Raw genomic sequence first — 23,414 nt, 5'->3', positions numbered from 1 at the left:
TCACACCTGCCGGATTTCCGCGAAAGGGCAAACCGCCGCATGCTGCAACGGCGAGCGGGCGGTTGGGGCGCGTCCGCGACGCGTTCACCTCGGAGGACATGCCATGGCCATCTTACCCGATTTCGGTGCAGCGACCTTCGTTCCCGGAGCACCGATCGACAACCCTTACCTCCCGCTGATCCCCGGTCACGTCTTGAGTTACAAGGGCGATGAGATAGATCCCGATACCGGCGAGGTTACGACGGAGCGCAACGACCTCTTCACCACTTCTGCGACCTTTGAGGTCCGTGGCGTGAGCACGAGCGTGATCCGCGACACCGTCTACGAGGACGACGTTATTCTCGAGGACACCTTCGATTGGTATGCACAGGACACCGAAGGCAATGTCTGGTACTTCGGCGAGATCGTCGTCAATTACGAATACGACGACGACGGCAATTTCATCGGCGTCAACCACGAAGGCCAGTGGTCGGCCGATGATCCCGGCAACCAGCCGGGCTGGGCGATGAAGGCGACTCCGGAATTCGGCACGGCCTATTATCTCGAATTCGCGCCGGGTATCGCCGAGGACGAAAGCATCCTCGCGGAGACCGGGCTCAGCGTCAAAACACCGTTCGGGCAATTTGACGACGTGATCAAGATCATCGACAGCTCTGCCCTCTCTACCGGTGCCGAGTTCAAATATTACGCCCCCGGAGTGGGCCTGATCACCGAAACCGCCCTTGCGCCGGACGGCACGACGACGTCGACGGTTGACCTCTACCGACAAGGCGTGGTCGGCGTGCCGGATCCAGACGACACGGACGACGTCACGCCTGCTCTGGCGAAACTTCAAGAAGGCAAGGAGGTAAAGAATCTCCCGGACGTGCTTGACCTCAATGTGGCGGACTTCACCGGGACCGGGACGACGAAGCAGGTGACGGTGATCGGCGGTTCCACCGACAGCGCTGATGCGCTGGGTGCCTATTTCGTGGACGCGGCGACCGGTGCCTTCAGCGAAGCGCGCATACTCGTGTCGGATCTCTCCGATGCGGCGGGCGGCACCTCGGTATCTCTGGATGTGCCGGACGGCCAGTCTCTGTGCCTGTTCCTCGTGCGCGGCACCGACGAGATCGGCGTTGACCTGGGCCAGTATGCCGATGGCGGGCTGCACCTCAAAAACCTGCTGACCGGCGCGCCGGCGGGCATGAGCGACCTCTTTGCCCCCACTGTCATGGACGATGCCGGCAACATCTTGCCGATTCAGCCCTTGAGCGCGCTCGGGGCCGATGACGGTACAAATCTGTTGAACCCCGCCGGCAGCATGCAGGCGATCGGGCTTTCCTCGAAGGTGCCGGGGACTGCCGGGATCGAGATTGTCGGCTTCGAAGACCGGTTGAACACCAGTCCCGACTATGACGGCGATTTCAACGACGCGATCGTCGCGGTCAGCGATGCGCCGATCGCGTCCGAGATGCTCGGCCAGCTCGTGCGCGAAGCCGGCGCAAAGACCGGAGTGACAGGTGGCGGCCAGCCGAACAGCGTCAGCGCAGGTGACCTCCCAGCCGACGACCAAGCCGACGACCAAGTCGAGGATCAGGCCGAGGACCAGCTCGGAGACTGGCTCGATGACTGGCTGGCCGGCGACACTTTCCAGTTCGCCGACACGGCACTGTACGAGAGGCGCATCGCCGATTCCGGCGCCAGCGGCGGCCATTTGGTCGTGGCCGAGGATTGGGCCTTCTCCTTTGGCGAACGCATCCACGATGATTGGTTCGACGGTACCGATTTGATCGTCGCGGGCGAGGTCGATGTCGCAGCCTCCGGCGCCGCGCCGAGTGCCGATGGTTTCTTCTTCGCCTGAGCCCGCATTTTGCGCCCGTCTGTTGCGGAACCCGGCCCGCGGGCGCAAAATCCCCCACGGCACGGCACGTTGCGGGGCCACCGTGACGACTTGGGGAGGCGAACCATGGATTGGACCAGGGGACGTGGCCGACAGATCCTTGTCGCGGGTGCGGTATCGGCATTCGCGCTGTTGCTCGGCCTTGAGGTCGTGAAAGAGGAGGAGGAGTTAACAGTCGCGGAAGTGTTGACGGAAGCGGTGAGCATCGCGCTTCTCGTCGGCTGCTCCGCCTGCGTGGCGCTGCTTTCTTCGCGCCTTCGCGAACAGGAAGCGGGCAACCTCGATCTGCGTGACAAGGTCGCGCGCATACGCGAAAGCAATGCCCAGTGGCGCGCCGACCTTGCCGACCACTTTCAGGAACTCGGCGCAGCCATCCAGCGCCAATTCGCGGCCTGGGGCTGCACCCAAGCGGAGCAGGAGGTCGGCTTGCTGCTGCTCAAGGGCTTCAGCCACAAGGAGATCGCGCGGATCCGGGGCGCAAGTGAAGCGACAATTCGCCAGCAGGCGACCTCGGTTTACCACAAGGCCGAGCTTTCCGGTCGCGCCGCGCTCTCCGCCTATTTCCTGGAGGAACTGCTGATGCCGCCGGGGCCGACGTCGCCGTCTTCCGCCCACGGCGACGGCTTTGCTCATCCGGAGATCTCCGAAGCGGCCGGCCGCACCACCCCGGGCTGAGCGCGAGGATAGCGCGCCGTCACGGCGGTCTCGTGATCATCGGCAACCGTGATTCCTGAGCGGTCGGGTCTTCGATGGATCTCATCGTTCATCAACGCCGGCATCGACTTGCAATCGCGTCGCAACTCAATTGACTACCAGACGAAGGGGATGAGGCGGTAGCGCACCCGCGCCGCATAGTCGCCGTAGCCGGCAAGGCCCGCTCGGAGCGCAGTTTCCTCGATGCCGATGCGAATGGCGAGCAGCAGCGCCAGCACAACCGCCGTCGCGAGCCCCCACCACGAGCCGAGGAACAGCGACGTTCCGGCAACGTAGAGCAGGGCGCCGGCGTAGAGGGGATGGCGCACGTAACGGTAGGGCCCGGTGGAGACCACCCTTTGTCCCCGTTCGCTCTGAACCTTGACGACCGGCGACGCGAAGCTGTTTTCCCTGAACGTCCAATAATTGAGCCCCATGGAAAGCAGGAGCACCAGCGCGCCGAGCACCTGCACCCATGGCGGAACCGACGACCACCCGAACCGCACCGCATCGAGCGCCATGAACGCGAAGGAGCCGAACACGTACAGAATGATGACCGTGAGGAGCACCTTGTCGGCGAGGGGTTGCCCCTTCTGAATGGGTGCCGATAGCCGTTCCTTGAGAAGTGCCGGATCATGCCGCGCGAGCGACAGTCCCGCGATCAGGGAGACCGCCAGCATCACCGCGAGGAAGGTCCATCCGGCCGGCCAGGCGACGGTTCCGGCCGATGCGCAGAGCACAGCTGCGATGATTGCCAACCAGATGACGGTTTGCACGATCAGCCTGACGATCATGGGCACGTTCCAGATGATCGGGGACTCCTGGTTCTTCAGATAGTGCCGCCGCTCGGCATCGCAACCCTCCATTGTGCTGCATTCCCAATGATGCGGGAAAATCAAGGCCTCTGCGCCGACGATGCAGCGTGCAGCACTTTGATGCCGCCTACTGCCGATCGAAGACGGCTTTCTCCCTCAGCGAAGAGTGAAGCGCAGCTGTGATGGCAGCTCGCCTTCACGCTGTCGTGTGCAGGCCGCGGCTTAACAACCCTTTGCTCGATCCCCACATAAAGAGCGTGCTTCCCGACTCCGATCCGCCGGGAAGGAGGGTTTTATGTATCGCTATATGATGAAGGAACTCATGCTCGTCATCGTCGGACTGGCTGTCTTCTCGACGTTGATCCTGCTTGTCGTTCTGTAGACATTGTGAAGACGTCGGCGTCAGCCTTCACCGAGCTTTTCAAGCGTCCTCGGATCCCTCTCCCCGTCGAAATAGCGGTCGAGCGCCCTCGCGAAGACACCGACCGTGGGGGCGGCTTTTTCGAACAGCGTCATGGACGAGCGAAACTTGAGATCATCCGGTCGGCCGAAAATCTCGAGCGCGGACCGGCCTTGAACGGCGTTGACCGCCTCGGTGCACTCGAGGATGCGGTGGCCAAGCAGCGGATGCCTCAGATAGGCCCGCGCCTCGTCCAGGCTCGCGAGTGCATAATATTGCGCCGTCGGGGAATGGCCGAGGCCCTCGATCTGCGGAAAGATGAACCACATCCAATGGGTTCGCTTGGCGCCGGCGGTGAGTTCCGCGAGCGCGGCGCGATACGTGCTTTCCTGCGCTTTCACGAAGCGCTCCAGATCGAAGGCCTCTTGCATTGGTGCCTTCCTCCCCACGCTCACGCGTCTTCCGCGGAGCGCCGGTCTCCTACCATCTGTGATGAACATGAACCTTGATCAGCCGCTCGTAAAGTGCGGCAATCGCCGCCATGGTCGCGTTGTCTGGTGCCGGGAGTGCGCTTGCCGCGGCGTTCGACTGCGCCTGCGCCTCGTTGCGGGCGCCAGGGATAACGACGGAAACGGCCGGTTGCTCGAGGATCCAGCGAAGCGCGAACTGGGCCATCGCCACATTGGCCGGCACCAGCGCGCGCAACTCTTCCACCGCTTCGAGCGCGATGTCGAAAGGCACGCCGGCGAAGGTTTCACCGACATCGAACGCCTCGCCGTGGCGGTTGAAATTGCGGTGGTCGTCAGCCGCAAAGACCGTGTCCTTGCCGATCTTGCCCGTCAGCAGGCCTGAGGCGAGCGGAACACGCACGACGACGCCGACATTCTTCTTCCGCGCCTCGGCGAAGAACAATTGCTGAGCGCGCTGACGGAAGATGTTGTAGATGATCTGAACCGTGGCGACGCCCGGATATTCGATCGCCTTCAGCGCCTCCTCGACCTTTTCGACGGAAACGCCGTAGTGGCGGATCTTGCCCTTGGCCACCAGCCGATCGAGCGCCTCGAAAACATCCGGACGATAATAAACATCCGTCGGCGGGCAATGCAGCTGCACGAGATCGAGTGTTTCGACGCCGAGGTTCTTCAGGCTGCGGTCGAAGAAGGCCTCGATATTGGCGGCCGTATAGCCGTCGGCGACATGCGGATTGAGCCGGCGGCCGGCCTTGGTGGCAACGAAGGGCTTTTCGCCGCCGCGCTCCTTCAGCACCGCCGCGATGATCTTTTCCGAACGCCCGTCGCCATAGACGTCGGCCGTGTCGATGAAGGTGACGCCGCTGTCGAGCGCGGCATGAAGCGCGCGCTTGCCGTCTTCTTCGCTGACGTCGCCCCAGGCACCGCCGATCTGCCAGGCGCCAAAGCCGATTTCCGAGATCGTTGCACCCGTTCGTCCCAAAACTCGCGTTTTCATTTTGTCCTCGTCGTGTTCTGCGTCGGCGTGACTTCTATGCTGGTTGTGTTTCGCATGGAAGTTCAGTCTTCGAGCGAGACGGTCGCCTTGCCGCGACTGAGATCGGTGACGAGTGCAACGACCTCCGCCGCGATGTCCCGCCGCATCTCGGCTGTCAGGACCGCCCCTGTACCCGTGAATGCTTCTCCGGTGAGCGCTACGCCGCGGGCCGTCAGACGCGCCTTGATTAGGGCAAGATCGGTAAAGTCGCAGGCGATCGTGGCGCGCTGCGTGTCGACGAGTTCCACCTTTTCAGCGGCTCTCAGACAGAGTGCCGCAGTGCCGCCGTAAGCGCGGATCAGCCCGCCGCTTCCGAGCAGGACACCGCCGAACCATCGGGTGACGACGACCGCGACCCGATCGAGCGATTGGCCGTCGATCGCCGCAAGGATCGGCTTGCCCGCCGTGCCGCTCGGCTCGCCGTCGTCGCTGAACCGATAGCTCTGGCCGATGCGCCAGGCCCAGCAATTATGATTGGCGGTCGCGTCGGAATGCGCCGCGAGAAAGGCCTTTGCCGATTGTTCGTCCTCGATCGGGCCGGCGATCGCCAGGAACCGGCTTTTCTTGATTTCCTGTGTCGAAGTTTCGATGCGCTGGAGCGTGAACATCCGCTGCTTCCGTTTTTCTGGCGGTGATAGCGGATTGGGGAAGGGTGCGCCAGCAGGTATGCTCGGGCGATGGGGGCCCCTCATCCGCCTGCCGGCGCCTTCTCCCCGCTCGCGGGGAGAAGGGACAAGCCGAGACCCCTCAGTCCCCTCTCCCCGCGAGCCGGGAGAGGGCTAGGGTGAGGGGCAAATTCAGGGTGAGGCGCCCTTAGCCGATCGCCATCAGGCTGGCGTTGCCGCCGGCCGCTGCGGTGTTGATCGACGTTGAAATCTCTTCCAGGAGCCAGTTGAGGCAATAGGCGTCGGGGTTGCGGGCGATCTCTTCCTTCGACGCGGCCTGGACAAGCACCAGCGGGCCGGGCAGGGCGGCGATCGCCTTGTTGACGACGCGGATGCGCTCGGCGTCGCCCTCGACGAGGGCACCGGCGAAGGGTCCGTCCGCGGCCCAGTCCTTCGACCAGGAAAGACGGGCGGCGACGCTCTGGGGCAGGTCCTTGAGCGAAGGCTGCAGGCCGGAGGCGGCGTCGATGACGACGCTGTTGCCGGTCGCGAGCGCGGCGGCGAGCTGATGGTAGAGACCCGTCTCGGTCTCAGGCACGAGCAGGATCCGGCCGCGCGGGTGGAGCGCATAGAGATTGCGCTCGCCGACCGGGCCCGGCAGCTCCAGCTCGAGCCCGAGTGCCGAACTGCTGCCCGCGTTGCGCGCCGCTTCCGCTTCGGCTCTCGCGCCGCGGCCGTCGAGCCATTTGGCGAAGTCGAAGAGGGCAGGGTCCGTATGAACCGAGCTGTGCTGCGGCGGCACCGGCGCGGTCGTCACGAGGCGGCCGAGATAGAGCGGTCCGCCCGCCTTGGGTCCGGTGCCGGAGAGGCCGCGTCCGCCGAAGGGTTGCACGCCGACGACGGCGCCGATGATATTGCGGTTCACATAGAGGTTGCCGGCCTTCACGCGGCTGGTCACATGCGCGATCGTCTCGTCGAGGCGCGTATGGAGGCCGAAGGTCAGGCCGTAGCCGGTGGCGTTGATGTCATCGACCAGCCGGTCGAGATCATCGCGGCGGTAACGGATCACGTGCAGCACCGGCCCGAAAACCTCACGCTTGAGGTCGGAGAGTTTCTGAAGCTCGATAATTGTCGGCGGCACGAAGGTGCCCTGATCCGTCTCGGCGTCAAGACCGATCTGCTCCACCTTGCGGCCAAGCCCGCGCATCGTCTCGATGTGCTTTTCGATGATGCCCTTCGCCTCTGCAGTGATGACCGGGCCGACATCGACGGAAAGGCGGTCGGTGCGGCCGATGTTCAATTCGTGCAGCGCCCCCTTCAGCATGGCGAGCGTGCGATCGGCGACGTCCTCCTGCAGGCAGAGCACGCGCAGCGCCGAGCAGCGCTGGCCGGCGCTGTCGAAGGCCGATGCGATCACGTCGCCGACCACCTGTTCGGCAAGCGCCGAGGAATCGACGATCATCGCGTTCTGCCCGCCGGTCTCGGCGATCAGTGGGATCGGCCGTCCTGCAGGCGAAAGCCGGTCGGCGAGTTGCGCCTGAATGAGCCGCGCGACTTCGGTCGAGCCGGTGAACATCACGCCTGCGATCTCCGGTGCCGCGACCAGCGCCGCGCCGACACGACCGTCGCCGGGCAGGAACTGCAGCACATTGGCCGGAATGCCCGCCTCGTGCAGAAGGCGCACGCCTTCGGCGGCAATCAACGGCGTCTCCTCGGCCGGTTTGGCGAGCACGGGGTTACCCGCGACGAGCGCGGCGGCGATCTGGCCGGTGAAGATCGCCAGCGGGAAGTTCCAGGGGCTGATGCAGACGATCGGGCCGAGCGGCCTGTGGGCCGGACCGAGGGTGCGGCGGGTCTGTTCGGCGTAATAGCGCAGGAAGTCGATTGCCTCGCGCACCTCTGCGATCGCGTTCGGCAGTGACTTGCCGGCCTCGCGGGCGATCAGCCCGAGGAGCGTTGGCATGCGCGCCTGCATCAGGTCGGCCGCGCGGTCGAGGCAGGCGGCCCTTTCGGTCGGAAGAACGGCGGCCCACGCTTCGGCAGCCTCGAGGGCGAGGCGGGCCGCGCGCTTGGCATCCGCGTCCGACGTTTCCGTCACCGAGCCGACGATGTCGCGGTGGTCGCCGGGGTTGACGACCGGGCGCGTTTCGCCCGAGGCCGCGCCGGTCGCAAGCTGCGGCACGGAGGTCCAGGCGGTCGCGGCGCTCGCCTTCAGTGCTTCCGTCAGCGACGCGAGGTTGGCTTCATTCGAGAGATCGACGCCGGCGGAATTGGTGCGTGTCTCGCCGAAGATCTTCGCCGGCAAGGCGATCTGGTCGTGCTTCGCTCCGACCATCGGCATGGAACGGACGATTTCGACGGGATCGGCGGTGAGTTCGGCGACGGAGACTTTCGGGTCGGCGATGCGGTTGACGAAGGAGGAGTTTGCGCCGTTTTCGAGCAGACGGCGGACGAGATAGGCAAGCAGCGTCTCATGCGTGCCGACCGGCGCGTAGATACGGCACGGACGGTCGAGATTGCCGCGGCCGATGACCTCGTCATAGAGCGGCTCGCCCATGCCGTGCAGGCACTGGAACTCGTATTTGCCGACCTGAAAATCCTTGCCGGCCATGTGGTAGATGGTGGCGAGCGTCTGTGCGTTGTGGGTGGCAAACTGTGGGAAGATCACGTCTGTCGCCGAAAGCAGCTTGCGGGCGCAGGCGATGTAGCAAACGTCAGTATAGATCTTGCGCGTGAAGACAGGGAAATCCTCAAGCCCGTCAATCTGCGCGCGCTTGATCTCCGCATCCCAATAGGCGCCCTTGACGAGACGCACCATGATGCGCCGGCCCGAGCGGCGCGCGAGGTCGATGATGAAATCCAGAACGAAGGGGCAGCGCTTGCCGTAGGCCTGCACGACGAAGCCCATGCCGTTCCAGCCGGAAAGGCCGGCGTCGAGGCAGAGTTCTTCGAGGAGATCGAGCGACAGCTCCAGCCGGTCCGCTTCCTCGGCATCGATGTTGAGGCCGATGTCGTATTTCTTGGCGATGAGCGCGAGCGCCTTCACCTTCGGCAGCAATTCGCCGATGACGCGGGAGGCCTGCGCGCGCGAATAGCGCGGGTGGAGCGCCGAGAGCTTGATCGAGATGCCGGGGCCCTCGTAGATGCCGCGTCCGGCCGAAGCCTTGCCGATGGCGTGGATCGCGGTTTCGTAGTCCTTGTAATAGCGCTCCGCATCGGCCGCCGTGGTCGCCGCTTCGCCGAGCATGTCGTAGGAGTAGCGGAAGCCCTTCTGTTCAAGCGCCCGCGCACGGCGCAGCGCCTCGTCAATCGTCTCGCCGGTGACGAACTGCTCGCCCATCATCCGCATCGCCATGTCGACGCCGCGGCGGATCACCGGTTCGCCACAGCGGGCGATAAGCCGCGACAGCGCCGCAGCAAGGCTGCGGTCGTTGACGGTGGAGGTCAGCTTGCCTGTGACGACGAGGCCCCAGGTCGCGGCATTGACGAAGAGCGAGCGTCCGCCGCCGAGATGCGCCTTCCAGTCGCCGTCGGCGATCTTGTCGCGGATCAGCGCATCGCGGGTCGCCGTATCGGGGATGCGCAGCAGCGCTTCCGCAAGGCACATGAGCGCCACGCCTTCCTGGCTCGACAGCGAATACTCGTGCACGAGCCCCTCGACGCCCGAGCCCTTATGCTTGGCACGGAGCGCCTCGATCAGCTTGCGCGCGGTTTTGGCGGCGGCATCGCGGGTTTCTTTGGGCAGCGTCGCCGCCTCGATGAGCGCTGGCAGACATTCCGTTTCAGGACGGCGATAGGCGGCCGTGATCGCCTGGCGGAGCGTGGTTTGCGGCCGGATCGGTGGCGCGAAGTCGGCAAAGGGCGCTGGCGCAGCGTCCGTTGCTGGGGGGGATTTTTGAAGCTTGGTCTGGCTCATCGAACGCGGTCCTCCACGGAGCGGTAACAGGCGCTTGGCGCCTCTGATTTCGTGGGCAGAAAATATGCTTGGCGCCGCCGAAAATCCATCCGGCAATTTTCGGCATTCTCGGAATGTTTCGCTACCGATGTGCCAGCAAACTGCGGAACATGCGGAGTGTCTCCGCCAGTGCCGGATGATCCCTACTGCATGTTTCCTTAAATCGTAGCCGATTTAAGGATAAAAACACGCAGCAATTCAAAGTGCTACAGCGTCCTTTGCGCGTCTGATTAAGACGCGCGGCGCTGTAGTCAGGCGGCAGCACCGAAATGGCGTGCGCGCGCGATCAGACATTCGTCGTCGCCCGGCATGCACGTCCGGCACACGATCGGTCGCAACGCATAGATCTTGCAGGCGACGAAGCGGCCGAGCGTGCCGTCGAGCGCCGTGCATCGATCGTTCTCGCAACGCATGCCGCCAAGGTCGGCAGCGACATATTCCGCCGGAATGCGATCGAGTTCCTCGTCTGTCTCCAGTGAAAAGCGCGGCCAATCGGCCGAATAGGCACAACAGGCGCCGCAGCTTTGACAGTCGAAATCCTGGCTGGATGAAATGGAATGGCTCATGGCCCAGCCTAACACGAAGGCAGTGTCGTCGAAATGGCTGTCACGCCATTGCCGCGTCGCGCCGGGCAATTTCGTAGTCTTCCGTGTGGACGAGCACGCCGTCATCGGTAACCAGGATGATGCCATAGGCGGCCGGTTCATCGACGGAGAGCGAAGGGTCCGGTGTATCGAAGGGCATCGGCTGTTGATGAACCGGGCTCTTGAAAATCGAGAAGGGAATGCCGCGGCTGGAGCCGCTGATCGTGCGATGAACATGACCGGCGAAGATGTGGCGCACATTGCCGTGGCGTTTCGCGAGCGCGTAGAATTCCTCGCCGTTGATCAGGCGGATCATGTCGATACTCGTGAAGCCGGTCACATGCGGAGGGTGGTGCATGAAGATCAGCACCGGCCGGCCGCCCGCCTCGGCGAGTTGCCGATCGAGCCAGGCAAGACGCAGCTGGCAAAGATGCCCGGCGTGGCTCACGGGATAGTCGTAAGGCGGCGCGAACAGGGTGTCGAGCAGCACGGCGCGACAGTCGGCAAAATCGATCACCTGCTGGACGAAGCCGTTCTCGTCGGTCCCTGCGGCGGGAAAAACATCGAGGAAAACCTCGCGTCTGTCGTGATTGCCGATCATCATCGCCGCCGGCGGAACGAGTTCACCAAGGAGTGCCTTCAGGCGCTCGTAGGACGGGCGGTCAGCCCCGTGGGTGAGGTCTCCGGCAAAAATCACCCGATCCGCATCGGCATGGTAGCGGTTGACGTGAGCGATCCCGCTAGCGAGCCGCCGATAGGGGTCGAGCCCGATGATCGCCACACCTTCGGGAACCATGTGCAGGTCGGTGAAGATGATAAACTTCGTCATGCTCATTCCGGTGATATGCCGCGCTTTCACGCTCCCGCGCCGGGGCATGACCGTCAAGCGGCAACTTTGGGTGAATGGACAGCGGGCGAGGTGGGATGCGCTTGTCGAGACCGCCCATATTGCGGCAGGCCAATGAACCATGTATGCATCGCCGCTGTCTGATATATCAGGTGAGCCGCCGGGCCTGGTCGAGTTTCGGTGAACGGCGGGAAGACGCGATATCCGGAGATAGGTCATGAGATGGAAGCGCACGATCCAGTTGCTGGACGTTCATTGCGAGGGCGAAATCGGCAAGGTGGCGATCGGCGGCGTGCCGAAAATCCCGGGCAACTCGATCGCCGAGCAGTTGAACCACATCAACACGGTCGACGACAGCCTGCGTCGCTTCCTCTGCCTTGAACCACGTTCCGGATCGATCGGCTCGGTCAACCTGCTCGTGCCAGCAAAGCGCCCCGAGGCCGATGCCGGCTTCATCATCCTGCAGGCGGATCAGGCCCACGCCATGTCCGGCTCCAATTCGATCTGCGTGACGACGGCCCTGCTCGAATCCGGCATGATCGAGATGAAGGAGCCTGAGACCGTGGTGATGCTCGACACGGCTGCCGGCCTCGTCAAGGCGACGGCCACCTGCCGCGACGGACGGTGCGAAAGGGTGAAGCTCACCATGGTGCCGTCCTTCGTGCAGGAACTGGACGTCGAAATCGAAACGCCGGAATGGGGTCGCATCAAGCTCGATCTCTGCTTCGGCGGTATTTTCTATGCGCTGGTCGATGTCCGTCAGATCGGCACGACGATCGAAAAGGCGAATGCGCGGCGGCTTGTCGAGGCGGGCATGCTGCTCAAGGATCTCGTCAACCGCACGATCCCGGTCGTCCATCCGGAAATCCCCGAAATCAGCGGCGTCGCCTATGTGATGTTCCGGGACACCGAGGCGGATGGCACGGTTCGCACCTGCACGACGATGTGGCCGGGCCGCGTCGACCGCTCTCCTTGCGGCACCGGCAGTTCGGCCAATCTTGCGACGCTCCATGCGCGTGGCCACGTCAAGCCGGGCGACGTGCTGAAATCCCGGTCGATCATCGGCTCGGAATTCGAGGTGGGACTCGAGGGCGTGACGACGGTCGCCGGACGACCGGCAATCATTCCGACCATCTCTGGTCGGGGCTGGACCTTCGGCCTGCATCAGCTGGCGCTCGATCCGTTCGATCCGCTCGCCGAAGGTTTTGCGCTGACCGATACCTGGGGGCCGCAGGCGGGCGAGATCCGTTGAGACCCGATCGCGCGGCTGATTCCAACCAACCGCGCGGAGATGGCGTGTTCATTTGGGCCGGTCCATCTTTGCCAGCATGGCGGTATGTAAAATGCTGCCCGTGGCAATCGGGTCGAGCTTTTGCTGGCCAAGCGGATCGCCCCGATCCGCTGCCTGCCTGAACAGTTCCTGTGCGGCGACAGGATTGCGCCGCACGCCTTCGCCGCTTTCGAACATCAGCCCCAGGTTGATCATCGCGTCGACATTGCCGCGCTCGGCGGCGAGACCGTAGAATTTTGCGGCCTCGAGATTGTCTTCGGGCACCGCCTTGCCTTCGTCCAGCATCACCGCCAGGTTGAAGGCAGCGACATCGTCGCCGGCGAGCGACGCCCGCTCGAACCAGCGGACTGCAAGCGCGCCGTCAGCGGCGGTGCCGACACCGTCGCGATAGGCGACACCGAGATTGTAGGCGGCGAGGATGTTACCGGCTGCCGCCGCTCGCTGGTAGAGGTCAAACGCCGTTGCCGCTTCGCCCGCCTCGGCAAGCAGGGCGCCGTAATTCACCATGGCCAGCGCATGACCGTTGCGCGCGGCTTCCTCGAGGATGCGGCGCGACTGGATTTTCTGCCCGGCTTTGTCGAGGACACGCGCGAGTTGGAATTGTGTGCGCGCATCGCCGTTCTGGTTATAGGCTTCGCGGCAGGCGGAGAGCGCGATGCCAATGCGGATGTCTTCCGTGGAAACGGTCGGGAACGACCTGTTCCGCTCCAGGTCGAATTCGCTGCCCGCTTCCCGGTCGCATTGTTCGGCGGCGGTCAGATCGCCGGCACGCGCCGCGGGCAGCGCGATCGCAGCAAACGAAAGGAGCATGATCGCCGCCAGTAGCAGGAAATTGGCGATGCGAATGCGTTGATTGATCCGGTTGCCCATGATGGTCTCCCTCTTTGCGAACTGATGCTAGTGTGGTCACGGCGCGGGACCTGTTCCTGGGGAAACAGCGGCGATTGGGATCGGGCGGCGAAGTCGCGATTGAGGAGTGCCTGCGTCGCGCTAAGGCGAGATGCGTCTTGCTTCGCCTATGCATGCGGTTATCCTCGAAAAACGCCGGAGGCTCGAACAGGGAGCGTTGCGAGAGGCAGCGAGCAAGGCCGATGCGGCAGATTTATGTGAAAAGGCGGAGCTTTGTCGGCGGCCTGATGCTGGCGGCGGTCGCCGGCCCGTCGGCGCACGCGGCGCCCATTTCCGTGGTCGGCAAGGCGGAAAAGATACGCGGCAATGTTCGCCGTCGGCAGGGAGAGGACGAGGCGCGGCTTGCCGTTGGTGGTGACGTTCTCGACAACGATTATGTGTCGACGAGCACCAACAGCTTTGCCGATCTGGCGCTCAACGAAACGCGCATCCTGCTCGGCCCTCAAACGGAACTCTTGATCGACAGCTTCATCGCCGGTCAGGGCGGCACGCTCGAGCTCGGTCTCGGCCGGATGGTGTTCGACCGGCCGGAAGGGCTTTCGAAGGTGGACGTGGCGGTGCGCACGGCTTTCGGGATGATCGGCGTGCGCGGTACGAAGTTCTTCTGCGGCCCGAGCCGGGCGGCCTTCGCCGTTTTCGTGGAGCGTGGAGCGGTCTCGGTCCAGGGCGGCGGTGTGACGCGCACGGTTGCGGCCGGCCAGGGCGTCGACTTCGACCGGCCCGGCGCGGCACCATCGGAGCCGACAAACTGGGGGCAGGCCCGTATCCGGGAAGCCTATGCGAGCGTCGGCTTACTGTAACGCACGCCGTCACGCCGCCGGTGATGGCGGCTCCGCGACGGTGAAAAGCTCCATCGGCCCGAAACCGCGGATGTCATGGAGTCCCAGCGCCCGAAGAGGCGCGACCGACTGCGCCGCTGCCGCCGGCCCGATGCAGATTGCCGTTCCGAGGAATTTGTTCGCGTCCTGAAGCCGCGCCGCGAGGTTCACTGCGTCGCCATGAGCGGTGTAGTCGAGCTTGCCGCCCGCGCCTACCTCGCCGAGTATGGCCGGCCCTGTTTCGACGCCGATCCGCGTCCGGCCGAAACTGTTTTTTGAAAACTGCGGCCGCCGCCGCATTTCTTCGGTCAAGGCGTGGATCGCCACGGCGCATTCGATCGCCTTGTTGACGTGATCGTCGAGGTCTTCCGGTGCGTTGAAGAGCGCATGCACGGCATCGCCGACCACCTTGTCGACCATGCCGCCGTGGCGGGAGACCAGCGCGTTCACCTCCGCGAAATAGACGTCGAGGAGGGCCACGAGCTCGCGAGGACCGAGCTTGTGGGCGAGCGTCGAGAATCCCTCGATATCGGTGAAGAGGGCGGTGACCACGCGTTCCTCGCCGGCCACGCGGCCGGCATTCGGCTGGTCGATGTAGCGCGCGACCACGGACTGCGGCAGGTATTGCGAAAATTTCTGCCGGGCGATCGCTTCGGCGCGGCGCACGTGGGCGAGTTGCAGCGCACTCGTAACCACGAGCACAGCAATGAGCGCCGCACCGATGCCGACGGCATCGACGAGCCAGCCCGTCGCGGCATAAATCCCGCCGGCGCCGGCGACGACGAAGAGCAGCGCGAGGAAGCCGAGGCCCAGCGTTGCGAGCGGCCGAAGCCGCGTCGCGCCAACGGCTGCAAGCGTGCCGGCGGCGAAGCTGAACAAGGCTTCCAGGAGCGGCAGCCCGCCATACCGATAGGGAACGAAGCCGGTGATGATTGCGTTGGCGATGTCGGCGTGGATCTGCACCGAGGGCTCAAGCGGCATCGAGGCGCTGGGCCTCAGCCCGCCGAGGCTCGGCATGCTGCTACCGATGAAGACCAGTTTGCCCGCAAAGCGGTTCCGATCGGCCGTGTTTGCCATGACGTCGGCAGCCGAGAGCGTGCGTGCAGCAATTGCATCTTCCGAGCTTGCCACGAAGCGCAAGTTTCCCGCCTCGTCGAGGGGGATGAAGGCATGGTCGAGTCTGAGCCAGGCAGGCTCGCCGCCGAGCACCGGCGTGCTGCTCCCGGCCGCGAGCCGTCCCGCTTCGATCGCGAGTGCGGGGTAGGCGTCGTCGCCGAGGATCGCGAAAGCCTGCGCCCGCCGCACGCGTGCATCCTCGTCGCCGACGAGAAAGCCGGCCGCCGCCGCCTTGGACCGGTCCATGAACGCCGGGCAGGATGTTTCCGCCCCGGCAATGAACCACGGCTCCGGTACCGCAAGCGGGCGTCGCAGGGCGAGCGGTGGAACCGGACGCGGATGCTCCAGCGCACGGTCAGCGGCGAGAAAGCCCAGAACGACAGGTGCCTCCGCGATCGCGGAAGCAAGCGCGACATTGCCGGCGGCGTCGGCCCCGCATTCGGAGCTGAAAACGAAATCGATCGCAATCACCTTCGCTCGCGCCTTGGCCAGCCGCGATATCAGCGCTGCCGTCGCCGCCCGGCCCCAGTTTCCGGAGCCCAGCGCCTCATGCGCCTTGCGATCGATGTCGATAACGGTGATGTCCGGTGACCGGGGCGAGGTCACCCATTGCGTGAGGTTGTCGAAGAAAAGTTCGCGCGGCGTTTTGAAGACGGTTTCGCCGTAGAGATAGAGAAGCAGCGCCGCCGCCAGGCTTGCGACGATCCCGCCGAAGAGCGGGGTGACGCGATGGTGGCGGCGGTGCTTCGCACGCAATCGAGCTAGCCCTCCTCGGGATCGGCGACACTCAGGAGGCGATCGACGTTGCAGCAAATGATGCCGTCCGTGCGCTTCAGCGCACCGCATTCCTCAAGTGAGAGAATGGCGCGATTCACCTTTGGCCGGCTCGCGCCGAGAATGGCGGCAATGTCGGTCTGGCTCAAGGCTAGACGCAGATTGGCGCTGCTAGGAAGCTCCTGGCCGTGAATCTGTTTGAGCGTTGCCAAAAAGAAGCGGGCGACGCGGGCGTTGAGGTCGTAGAGCGCGATCGTTTCCAGCCGCTCTGTGGTATCGCGTAGCTGCGCGCACAGGAAGCGGATCACAGCCTCGGCGATCTGCGGCCTGTGGATGATGAGATCGAGGAAGGCCTTCTTGCCGATCACGTAGCCTTCGGATGCGATGACCGCCGTCGCATCGGCCGACCGCGGCTGGCCGTCGAGCAGAGCCATTTCACCGAAGAGTGCGCCCGCCTCATGCTGGCGCAGCATCAGTTCGCGGCCCTGAGGCGTGAACAGCGAGAGCTTGATGCGGCCTGAAACCACGACAACCATGTAGTTGCCTTCGTCGCCGCGCTGGAAGATGACCGTGCCTGCCGGCCATCTCCGGTACGTGGCGATACCGGCGAGCTCCATCAGCGTCTCCTTGTCGAACTCCTCGAAAATCGGAAAGGATCGCCAGAAGGCCGGGCTCCTGTTGACTTCGCTCATGAGTTCTCCCCTGCGTTCCCCTTGCAAAGCGTTGAAATTCTTCACCCAGTCCGTCCTTCCTTGCAACAGAAAAGAGTTGGTTGGACCAAGGGCCGGTTGACGATAGGCGGCTTCTGTCTCCACATTGTGAACGATGTGTCGTCGGTTGTGCAGCTAGATGTTTTTGAAAATGCTGATATTTCTGCTGCCAACACGTTTCCAACAGGAGCCTCGCGCATGCCTCAGAATGTTATCGTCCTCATCGGGCGCATCCTCCTTTCGATCATCTTTATCATGTCGGGCTTCGGCAAGCTGACCGATCCGGCGGCAACCGCTGGCATGATCGCCGGCGCCGGATGGCCGGCTGCAACGGCACTCGCCTACCTCGCCGGCCTGTTTGAGCTGGTCGCCGGTGTTGCGGTCCTCGTCGGTTTCCAGACGCGCATTGCGTCCTATCTGCTGGCCGCTTTCTGCCTGGTTACCGGTCTCGTCTTCCATAGCGGCGCGATCAACGTTCCGGACTTCCCGCCGGCTGCAAACGGCCTGCTGACCGTCTTCAACCAGATCATGCTGATGAAGAACATCACGATCGCCGGTGCCTTCCTGGTGCTGGCCGCCTTCGGTCCAGGCGCGCTTTCGCTCGATGCCCGCACGGGAAAGGCCCTCGCCACCGCATAAGGCGTGACGAAAAGCTTTCGACCAAAACAAAAAGCCCGCCGGCTGTCCCCGGCGGGTTTTTCGCATCGTCGCGTGATGTCAGGGGTAGATGACGCCCTTGCGGAGAATGACGTTGCCATAAAGGCGCGGTTCGCTGGTCTGCACCACCGTATGGGCGGCCTTCACGCGGGGATAGAAGTCGGCGCCGAGCAGCGGCACCACCTTCTGTGATGGCTCATGCCTGCCGCAGCATTCGATGATTTCCCGATGCACAGGGTCGAGCGCGTGCTTGTCCTGTTTGACGGTGGCGCGGAAGATCGCCTCAGGCACAAAATCGTCGATTGGCAGGACGCTTAAGATCGCGTCGAGCACCGGGATGAGGCCGTGTCCGTCGAGGCGGACAAGACGACGCGCGTGTTCCTGGCCCGGATAATTACCGTCGACGAGCGCGATCTCGTCGCCGTGACCCATTGCCCTCAGCGCCGAAAGAAGCTCCGGACCGAGCAGCGGGTTTATTCCTTTCAACATTAACTAAGCTCCTTGAAGAGGACATTGGTGTCCAGCAGATAGCGCGAAAATAGCGGAAGGCTCGCGCCGCCGATCGCTCGGGCGTGGCTCCCGACCGCACCTTCGACAAGATCCGGAACCGTCACCCCCTGGAGGTCGAGAGTTTGCAGGGCCCGACGCGTCGCCGCAAGGATGCGCGCCCGCACCCAGGAAGGAAAGCCGCCATCGATGACTGCCGCCGAGAAATCGATGATTGACGCGGCGGAGACAACGGCCTGGGCAAGGGCTGCGGCGGTGTCCTGGATCCAGATCTCGAGCGGTTCGCCGAAGTCGATCCAATCGTCCGCCGAATACCAGAGCGGCTGCGGATCGATGCCGCGCTCGCGCAGCAGGTTTTCAAGCACGAAGACCGAAGCGATCTTCAGCAATTGCGTGGACTTGCCGTCCTTGCCGGCGACCGGCAGCGGGCCGACAGCTCCTGCGGTCCCGGTCCGCCCGGAAAAGAGAGCCGAGTTTAGGACGATGCCGCCGCCGATGAAGGAGCCGATGTAGAAATAGACGAAATCGGGGTAACTCGAGCCGACGCCGAAGGCGAGCTCCGCTCCACAGGCGCTCGTTCCGTCGTTCTGCAGAAAGACCGGGTGTCGTATCCGCGCGGCCACGGCCGCCTGCAGGTTGGTATCACGCCACCGATCCATTTCTTCTCGTGGCGCGCCGACTTCCTCGGCCCAGTTCCAGAGTTCGAAGGGCGTCGCGATACCGACGCCGGCGATCCGCGCGCGCTGCTCGGGCGCGAGTTGCTGCTCGAGCTTTTCGATGCCGCCGACGATGAAGGTGACGAGATCCTCGGGGAGCGGGTAGGTATGGATCTGATGCAGATGCAGCCGGATATTGCCGACGAAATCCATCAAAACCAGGTCGGCACTGCGCCGGCCGATCTTGATTCCGAAGGAGTAGACCGCATCCGGATTGAGGCGCATCGGGATCGAGGGCTGACCGACGCGGCCGCGTACTGGGGCGCCGCGGATCAAAAGGCCGTCGCGTTCCAGCGCGCGCATGATGACCGAGACGGTTTGGGCGGAGAGGCCGGAGCGCCGGGCGATGTCCGCTTTCGACAGGCTGCCGTGGCGGCGGACCAGCGACATGACCAGGCGCTCGTTATAGGCGCGCACGCGGGTCTGGTTCGCTCCGCCGCTCGGGTCGATCACGTCCGGTTGCGTCGATCCCCCGCGGGAATCGTCTGTCAGTGACATGCCACCGTCTCCTCCCGTTGGCACCGCGGCAAGATTCCTTAAATCGGGGCCGATCCAAGGACAAATCATGCAGCAAATTCAAAGTTCTACAGCGGTCCTTGCGCGGCTGATCGGACGCGAGGCGCTGTAGATGCTCGCTTGGCGCGAGTCTGTTGTTTCCACTTCACGTCGATCTGTCAATTTGCCGGACGGTCCGGGTTCCTCCAAGCTCGTCCCGGGCCTAAGAATGACACAACGGAATAATAATTCAATTTGATTTATTTATTGACACCCAGAAAGTTTGGTGTTTGACTTACCTTCGGAAGCGCCGTCCGCAGGAGGAGAATGCTGCGGCGGCGGTGCCTGTGCCGGTCCACCGGCGTTTTTCATCCTTGGGAGGGTTTTATGAAGAAAACAGTTCTTTCTGCCGCATTCGGCGCGCTCGCGCTTGGCGTGGCCTTCGCTTCGCCGTCGCAGGCAGCCGATATCTCCGCCTGCCTCATCACCAAGACTGACACCAACCCCTTCTTCGTGAAGATGAAGGAAGGTGCCACCGCCAAGGCCCAGGAACTGGGCATGACGCTGAAATCCTATGCCGGAAAGATCGACGGTGATTCCGAAAGCCAGGTTGCGGCGATCGAAACCTGCATTGCCGATGGCGCCAAGGGCATCCTGCTGACGGCATCCGACACCAAGGGCATCGTGCCGCAGGTGCAGAAGGCACGCGAAGCCGGCTTGCTGGTCATTGCGCTCGACACGCCTCTGGAGCCGCTTGATGCCGCCGACGCCACCTTTGCGACGGACAATTTGCTGGCCGGCAAGCTGATCGGCCAGTGGGCGGCCGCGACGCTCGGTGACGCCGCCAAGGATGCGAAGGTCGCGTTCCTCGACCTGACGCCATCGCAGCCGACCGTCGACGTTCTGCGCGACCAGGGCTTCATGATCGGCTTCGGCATCGATCCGAAGGACCCGAACAAGATCGGTGACGAGGACGACGCGCGTATCGTCGGCCACGACGTCACCAACGGCAACGAAGAAGGCGGTCGTACGGCCATGGAGAACCTTCTCCAGAAGGACCCGACCATCAACGTCGTGCACACCATCAACGAACCGGCCGCCGCCGGTGCCTATGAGGCGCTGAAAGCAGTTGGCCGTGAAAAGGACGTGCTGATCGTTTCCGTCGACGGTGGTTGCCCGGGCGTCAAGAACGTCGCCGAGGGCGTCATCGGTGCGACATCCCAGCAATATCCGCTGATGATGGCCGCGCTCGGCATCGAAGCGATCAAGAAGTTCGCCGACACCGGCGAAAAGCCAAAGCCGACCGAAGGCAAGGACTTCGTCGATACCGGCGTTTCGCTTGTCACCGACAAGCCGGTCTCGGGTGTCGAGTCGATCGACACGAAGGTCGGCACCGAGAAGTGCTGGGGCTGATTGGCTCCCAGTCCAGACAAATAATGTCCAGACAGATCACGTGACAGGGAAGGGCGGCCCCGGCCGCCCTTCGCGTAAGCGCCGCAGTCTTTGACAAGGCGCGGAAAACCTGCGCAATTTTTAGTAATTGCTGAAACGCGCCGCGATCACAGGCGGGCCGCATCCGGCAGCAATGCAACCCCCTTGGGAGTGGGGTTCACGGGAGGAGTCTCCATGGGCGAACCAAATACAGCCGCACCGACATCCCAGGAATTCGAAAAAGTCCTGGTCAACAGCTCGACGGAAGTGGCGTCCTTCGACACGCATGACAAGACGCCACTTCAGAAGCTCCAGCATTTCCTTCATTCAAGTCCGGCCGCCGTTCCGCTGATCGTGCTGGTCCTGTCGTTGATCGCCTTCGGCGCCATCCTCGGCGGCAAGTTCTTTTCGGCCTTCACGATGACGCTCATCCTGCAGCAGGTGGCGATCGTCGGCATCGTCGGCGCCGCGCAGACGCTCGTCGTGCTGACGGCCGGCATCGATCTTTCGGTCGGCGCCATGATGGTGCTGTCATCGGTGGTCATGGGGCAGTTCACCTTCCGCTACGGCCTGCCGCCGGCCTTCTCGGTCCTCTGCGGTCTCGGCGTCGGGGCGCTCTGCGGCTTCATTAATGGCACGCTCGTTGCGCGCATGAAGCTGCCGCCCTTCATCGTCACGCTCGGCATGTGGCAGATCGTGCTCGCCTCCAACTTCCTCTATTCCGCCAACGAGACGATCCGGGCCCAGGATATCTCCGCCAATGCGTCGATCCTGCAGTTCTTCGGTCAGAATTTCCGCATCGGCAATGCGGTGTTCACCTATGGCGTCGTTGCCATGGTGCTCCTCGTGGCCCTGCTCTGGTACGTGCTCAACCGCACCGCCTGGGGGCGCTATGTCTACGCGGTCGGCGACGACCCGGAGGCGGCCAAGCTCGCCGGCGTCAATGTGAAGGGCATGCTCGTCACCATCTACACCCTGTCGGGCCTCATCTGCGCGCTTGCCGGCTGGGCCCTGATCGGCCGTATCGGCTCGGTGTCTCCGACAGCAGGCCAGTTCGCGAACATCGAATCGATTACCGCCGTGGTGATCGGCGGCATCTCGCTGTTCGGCGGCCGCGGCTCCATTCTTGGCATGATCTTCGGCGCGCTGATCGTCGGCGTCTTCTCGCTCGGGCTTCGCCTCATGGGCACGGACCCGCAATGGACCTATCTCCTGATCGGCTTGCTGATCATCATCGCCGTCGCAGTCGACCAGTGGATCAGAAAGGTAGCAGCCTGATGGCACAACAACCCCTTCTCACCGCTCGCGGTCTCGTCAAGCGCTACGGTCGCGTGACCGCTCTCGACCACGCCGATTTCGATCTCTACCCGGGTGAAATCCTGGCCGTGATCGGCGACAACGGCGCCGGCAAATCCACGATGATCAAGGCGATCTCCGGCGCCATCACCCCTGACGAGGGCGAGATCCGGCTCGAGGGCCAGCCCATCCATTTCCGCTCGCCGATGGAAGCCAGGAAGGCCGGTATCGAGACCGTCTATCAGAACCTCGCCCTGTCTCCGGCGCTATCGATCGCCGACAACATGTTCCTCGGCCGAGAGATCCGCAAGCCCGGCATCATGGGCAAGTGGTTCCGCTCGCTGGACCGCGCGGCCATGGAAAAGCAAGCGCGGGCAAAGCTCACCGAGCTCGGCCTGATGACGATCCAGAATATCAACCAGGCGGTGGAAACGCTGTCTGGGGGCCAGCGCCAGGGTGTCGCCGTCGCGCGCGCTGCCGCCTTCGGCTCGAAGGTCGTGATCATGGACGAACCGACCGCGGCGCTCGGCGTCAAGGAAAGCCGGCGCGTGCTGGAACTGATCCTCGACGTTCGCCGCCGTGGCCTGCCGATCGTCTTGATCTCGCACAATATGCCGCACGTCTTCGAGGTGGCGGACCGGATCCACATCCACCGTCTCGGCCGGCGCCTCTGCGTCATCAATCCCAAGGACTACACGATGTCCGATGCAGTTGCCTTCATGACCGGTGCGAAGGCGCCGCCCGGAGAGGTGCTGGCCGCATGAATGTGCAGGCCTTGAGGGACGAGATCCTGAAACGGGCGGCCGGCGCCGCCCGTTTCATCGTTGCGATTGCCGGCCCTCCGGGCGCCGGCAAATCGACGCTCTCCGAAGCGCTCGCAGAGGCGCTCGTCGCAGCCGGGGAGAAGGCGGCTGTCCTGCCGATGGACGGCTTCCATATGGACAATGCCGTCCTCGAAGAGAAGGGCCTGCTTGCCCGCAAGGGCGCGCCCGAAACCTTCGACTTCCGATCGCTTCTCTCGACGGTCGTCGCCGTTCGGGCCAATGATGGCGAAGTCCTGGTGCCGATCTTCGACCGGTCGCGCGAACTGGCAATTGCATCTGCTCGGATAGTCGCCCCGGAGACGCGCATCGTTCTTGTCGAAGGCAACTATCTCATGCTCGACGAGGCGCCGTGGAACAGGCTCGAGGGAGCCTTCGACTTTTCGATCTTCATCGATCCCGGCCTTGAAGTGATCGAGCGACGGTTGCTGAAACGCTGGTTCGATCACGGCTACGACGACGAGACGGCGAAGACGAAGGCATTCGGCAACGACATCCCGAACGCCCGGCGCGTCGTCGGCAACTGCCGGCCCGCTAACCTCGTCATACGGGATTTCTGAGAGATGGGCTCGGAGCGGGATGAGGA

The 23,414-nt window shown here is 63.7% G+C and carries 21 protein-coding genes and 1 pseudogene; 9 read left to right on the top strand and 13 right to left on the bottom strand.

The window, feature by feature from the left end; translation table 11 throughout:
- Nucleotides 1-103: 103 nt before the first annotated feature.
- Complete coding sequence (locus tag PZN02_RS03770) at nt 104-1,843, top strand: hypothetical protein (RefSeq protein WP_280660283.1); 1,740 nt, start codon at nt 104-106, stop codon at nt 1,841-1,843.
- 105 nt (nt 1,844-1,948) lie between these two features.
- A complete protein-coding gene (locus PZN02_RS03765) occupies nt 1,949-2,557 on the top strand; it encodes a helix-turn-helix transcriptional regulator (RefSeq protein ID WP_280660282.1) in 609 nt (202 codons plus the stop codon).
- Nucleotides 2,558-2,691: 134 nt separating this feature from the next.
- Here the strand turns inward: PZN02_RS03765 and PZN02_RS03760 are convergent, their stop codons facing one another.
- From PZN02_RS03760 to spdA, 7 genes are all read right to left on the bottom strand, one after another.
- Complete coding sequence (locus tag PZN02_RS03760; protein ID WP_280661373.1) at nt 2,692-3,369, bottom strand: methyltransferase family protein; 678 nt, start codon at nt 3,367-3,369, stop codon at nt 2,692-2,694.
- Between the two features lie 423 nt (nt 3,370-3,792).
- Nucleotides 3,793-4,221, bottom strand: coding sequence for a DUF1810 domain-containing protein (locus PZN02_RS03755; protein WP_280660281.1), 429 nt, complete (start codon nt 4,219-4,221; stop codon nt 3,793-3,795).
- Nucleotides 4,222-4,270: 49 nt separating this feature from the next.
- Complete coding sequence (locus PZN02_RS03750; RefSeq protein ID WP_280660280.1) at nt 4,271-5,257, bottom strand: aldo/keto reductase; 987 nt, start codon at nt 5,255-5,257, stop codon at nt 4,271-4,273.
- 62 nt (nt 5,258-5,319) lie between these two features.
- On the bottom strand, nt 5,320-5,904 hold the full coding sequence (locus tag PZN02_RS03745) for an IMPACT family protein (RefSeq protein ID WP_280660279.1): 585 nt from the start codon (nt 5,902-5,904) through the stop codon (nt 5,320-5,322).
- 205 nt (nt 5,905-6,109) lie between these two features.
- Nucleotides 6,110-9,817, bottom strand: a complete 3,708-nt coding sequence (gene putA, locus PZN02_RS03740) for a trifunctional transcriptional regulator/proline dehydrogenase/L-glutamate gamma-semialdehyde dehydrogenase (protein WP_280660278.1) — start codon at nt 9,815-9,817, stop codon at nt 6,110-6,112.
- A 290-nt stretch (nt 9,818-10,107) separates the two neighbouring features.
- Complete coding sequence (locus PZN02_RS03735; protein WP_280660277.1) at nt 10,108-10,422, bottom strand: YkgJ family cysteine cluster protein; 315 nt, start codon at nt 10,420-10,422, stop codon at nt 10,108-10,110.
- A 40-nt stretch (nt 10,423-10,462) separates the two neighbouring features.
- Nucleotides 10,463-11,269: a 2', 3'cyclic nucleotide phosphodiesterase SpdA gene (gene spdA / locus PZN02_RS03730; protein WP_280660276.1), complete on the bottom strand. Its 807-nt coding sequence runs from the start codon at nt 11,267-11,269 to the stop codon at nt 10,463-10,465.
- A 235-nt stretch (nt 11,270-11,504) separates the two neighbouring features.
- Between spdA and PZN02_RS03725 the strand changes: the two genes are divergently transcribed.
- Nucleotides 11,505-12,539, top strand: coding sequence for a proline racemase family protein (locus tag PZN02_RS03725; RefSeq protein ID WP_280660275.1), 1,035 nt, complete (start codon nt 11,505-11,507; stop codon nt 12,537-12,539).
- A 48-nt stretch (nt 12,540-12,587) separates the two neighbouring features.
- Here PZN02_RS03725 and PZN02_RS32125 read toward each other — a convergent pair whose 3' ends face one another.
- Nucleotides 12,588-12,872 carry a tetratricopeptide repeat protein gene (locus tag PZN02_RS32125; RefSeq protein WP_342394714.1) on the bottom strand — a complete coding sequence of 95 codons (285 nt, stop codon included), beginning with the start codon at nt 12,870-12,872 and terminating at the stop codon, nt 12,588-12,590.
- Nucleotides 12,873-12,905: 33 nt separating this feature from the next.
- Nucleotides 12,906-13,436, bottom strand: a pseudogene (locus PZN02_RS32120) (SEL1-like repeat protein); the annotation flags it as partial.
- Between the two features lie 233 nt (nt 13,437-13,669).
- Here PZN02_RS32120 and PZN02_RS03715 point away from each other — a divergent pair.
- Entirely contained in the window at nt 13,670-14,287 is a 618-nt protein-coding gene (locus tag PZN02_RS03715; protein ID WP_280660273.1) for a FecR family protein, read from the top strand.
- Nucleotides 14,288-14,296: 9 nt separating this feature from the next.
- Here PZN02_RS03715 and PZN02_RS03710 read toward each other — a convergent pair whose 3' ends face one another.
- The gene (locus PZN02_RS03710) at nt 14,297-16,177 is read right to left on the bottom strand and encodes a CHASE2 domain-containing protein (RefSeq protein WP_280660272.1); all 1,881 of its coding nucleotides are present in this window, start codon (nt 16,175-16,177) and stop codon (nt 14,297-14,299) included.
- Between the two features lie 5 nt (nt 16,178-16,182).
- Nucleotides 16,183-16,887 (bottom strand): Crp/Fnr family transcriptional regulator, encoded by a 705-nt coding sequence (locus PZN02_RS03705; RefSeq protein WP_280660271.1) that lies wholly within the window; start codon nt 16,885-16,887, stop codon nt 16,183-16,185.
- A 216-nt stretch (nt 16,888-17,103) separates the two neighbouring features.
- Here PZN02_RS03705 and PZN02_RS03700 point away from each other — a divergent pair, with 216 nt between their 5' ends.
- Nucleotides 17,104-17,544 (top strand): DoxX family protein, encoded by a 441-nt coding sequence (locus tag PZN02_RS03700; RefSeq protein ID WP_280660270.1) that lies wholly within the window; start codon nt 17,104-17,106, stop codon nt 17,542-17,544.
- A gap of 78 nt (nt 17,545-17,622) precedes the next feature.
- On the opposite strand, the gene PZN02_RS03695 is transcribed toward PZN02_RS03700, so the two are convergent.
- Together PZN02_RS03695 and PZN02_RS03690 are read right to left on the bottom strand one after the other, a co-directional pair.
- Nucleotides 17,623-18,051: an RbsD/FucU family protein gene (locus PZN02_RS03695; RefSeq protein ID WP_280660269.1), complete on the bottom strand. Its 429-nt coding sequence runs from the start codon at nt 18,049-18,051 to the stop codon at nt 17,623-17,625.
- Nucleotides 18,051-19,283, bottom strand: coding sequence for an ROK family transcriptional regulator (locus tag PZN02_RS03690; protein WP_280660268.1), 1,233 nt, complete (start codon nt 19,281-19,283; stop codon nt 18,051-18,053). Before PZN02_RS03690 ends, PZN02_RS03695 begins: the two co-directional genes overlap by 1 nt.
- A 384-nt stretch (nt 19,284-19,667) precedes the next feature.
- Here PZN02_RS03690 and PZN02_RS03685 point away from each other — a divergent pair, with 384 nt between their 5' ends.
- The 4 genes from PZN02_RS03685 (at nt 19,668) to PZN02_RS03670 (ending at nt 23,388) form a co-directional block, all read left to right on the top strand.
- On the top strand, nt 19,668-20,693 hold the full coding sequence (locus tag PZN02_RS03685) for a sugar ABC transporter substrate-binding protein (protein ID WP_280660267.1): 1,026 nt from the start codon (nt 19,668-19,670) through the stop codon (nt 20,691-20,693).
- Nucleotides 20,694-20,906: 213 nt separating this feature from the next.
- Nucleotides 20,907-21,989: an ABC transporter permease gene (locus tag PZN02_RS03680; protein WP_280660266.1), complete on the top strand. Its 1,083-nt coding sequence runs from the start codon at nt 20,907-20,909 to the stop codon at nt 21,987-21,989.
- Nucleotides 21,989-22,771 (top strand): ATP-binding cassette domain-containing protein, encoded by a 783-nt coding sequence (locus tag PZN02_RS03675; protein ID WP_280660265.1) that lies wholly within the window; start codon nt 21,989-21,991, stop codon nt 22,769-22,771. The genes PZN02_RS03680 and PZN02_RS03675 overlap by 1 nt, the downstream gene beginning before the upstream one ends.
- Complete coding sequence (locus PZN02_RS03670; RefSeq protein WP_280660264.1) at nt 22,768-23,388, top strand: nucleoside triphosphate hydrolase; 621 nt, start codon at nt 22,768-22,770, stop codon at nt 23,386-23,388. The genes PZN02_RS03675 and PZN02_RS03670 overlap by 4 nt, the downstream gene beginning before the upstream one ends.
- The last annotated feature ends 26 nt before the right edge of the window (nt 23,389-23,414 follow it).

Source organism: Sinorhizobium garamanticum, from assembly GCF_029892065.1.
GTDB lineage: Bacteria > Pseudomonadota > Alphaproteobacteria > Rhizobiales > Rhizobiaceae > Sinorhizobium > Sinorhizobium garamanticum.
This window is presented reverse-complemented; position numbering and strand designations above follow the sequence as displayed.